Annotated in this window: 2 protein-coding genes; both read right to left on the reverse strand. The window is 54.9% G+C overall.

Going from position 1 to position 1828, the window contains the following annotated elements; genetic code table 11:
* Window positions 1–134: 134 nt before the first annotated feature.
* Window positions 135–419: a hypothetical protein gene (locus tag ABF86_RS07330; protein WP_160803504.1), complete on the reverse strand. Its 285-nt coding sequence runs from the start codon at window positions 417–419 to the stop codon at window positions 135–137.
* A gap of 498 nt (window positions 420–917) precedes the next feature.
* Window positions 918–1710, reverse strand: a protein-coding gene (locus ABF86_RS07335) for an IS5 family transposase (protein WP_164502683.1) whose coding sequence is annotated in 2 segments (ribosomal slippage) — window positions 918–1452 and window positions 1451–1710 — 795 coding nt in all. Because the reading frame shifts where the segments join, the coding sequence is not laid out codon by codon here.
* Window positions 1711–1828 lie beyond the last annotated feature (118 nt).

The raw sequence follows: 1828 nt of genomic DNA on the forward strand, positions 1-1828 counted from the left end.
CGCGGCAGCGAGTGAGACTCATGCGTGCTGCACCAGACGGACTGCGCGCGCTCTTACTTCGGGGGAATATTTATTTGATTTGTTCATGGCTCCATCTTCTCAGATATTGAAGCCTCCTCAAAACCCGGGGCGGTTCAGTCGGGATCGTGTACGAGGCCGTAGTTGATGTCCGTGACCAGGGTAATGCCTTTAGGAACATCCGTATCGCTATGGTTTTCAGCGCCCTCAGGGTACTCCCAAATGCTCCAAGTAACCGTATAACCAACAATGTCAAATTCTGCTGTATGAACTAATTCTGGGCCCATGTTTCGCTCCCCATCTCCCTGACAAGCCCAGTCCAAGTCAGAGGCGGAAACAGACACCATCTGCCCTGTTGCATCAACCCTGAATGTCGCAGTTCCGGTCGCTTCTACGTGCATGTGAGTCTCCTTGTTGTTTGATGACAGGCCTAGCGCCTGAGTTAAGCCGCACCGCGAAGCGGCGTCGGCTTGAACGAATTGTTAGGGCTAACCGCGGTGCTTTGCAGTGCCATGGTTGATGTGCTTTGACAGAGGCTCATCGCACTCATGGAGTATCTCGCCCGTCTGAATGTCAATGACCCTTTCAGTGTAGCGGTCATTGTCCTTGTCGATGGTGCGGTGGACGCGAACGAGCTTGCCATGTTTGTGACTGTGCTCTACGCCGGAGTAAGTGTCGGCCCTGAGCTTCTTTGCGCTAGGAAGCGAAGGCCTCTTTACCTTAGCCCTGTGCCCGTCGTGAGCGACGATGCCGTCGACAAGGGACTCGGTGTAGGAGCGGGAAGTTGAGCCGCAATGAGGACACGGAGCGCGCGGCTGATCTGGAAGATCATCCGGCAGCGGTTTTTTGCAGTTGGCGCATGACGTGCCTGACACTTGGAGTGAGCCCTAAGAACCTGTTCAAAGTCTTTTGAGTAGAAGGGCCAGGAAGGCCAGGTGAATAAACTGCAAGCTGGTGTTGAGTAAGCGCTCACAGTTCTTCCACAGCCGTCGATTCTTCTCCAACCAGGCAAAGCTGCGTTCCACTACCCAACGCTTGGGGATAACGGCGAAGGTATGCAACTCACTGCGCCTGGCGATCTGAACCGCGACAGTCTCGCTCAGCACATCGCGTACACCTTGAGCAAACGGCTCTCCCACATAACCGCTGTCCGCCAACACCGCCAACACCCGGCCCAGGCCTGAACGACAACGCCGGAAAGCCTGCAACGCACCTTTGCGATCGGTCACTTCCGCTGTCGTCACCGCAATGGCATGCGGCAAACCCTGGGTATCGACCGCGATATGACGTTTGATGCCCGATACCTTCTTGCCTGCGTCATAGCCCTTCTGGCTCGCCGTGTCCGTGTTCTTCACGCTCTGCGCGTCCACGATCAAGAATGACGTGCAGGCGTTGCGCCCCTGTCTGGTACGAACCTCGCCAACCTGATTTTTTTAATGCCTGCTCCAGCAGGCTGCCTCCTTCGCGCGGCTCACTCCAGATGGCCCAGTATGAGTGGACAGTGCGCCACTTGGGAAAGTCATTAGGCAGGGCTCGCCACTGGCAGCCGCTCTTGAGCAAATACAGCACCGCACAAAAAACATCGTACAGATCTATTCGTCGAGGGCTGGTCTTCCTGCGCGCGCTCTCCAGCAAAGGCTTGATAAGCTCGAATTGTTCACGACTGATGTCGCTCGGGTAACTTCTTCTCATCTTCCGAGTTTCTCATACTCCCCTAGACTTTGAACAGGTTCTAACTGTTTAGTCCCACGGTGTGCTGGAATGGGTCAAAGATAAAACGATCTGGCTCATTTTTCCAGATTTTGCAGAT

Origin of the sequence: Nitrosomonas sp. GH22, assembly GCF_009833115.1 — a bacterium.
GTDB lineage: Bacteria > Pseudomonadota > Gammaproteobacteria > Burkholderiales > Nitrosomonadaceae > Nitrosomonas > Nitrosomonas eutropha.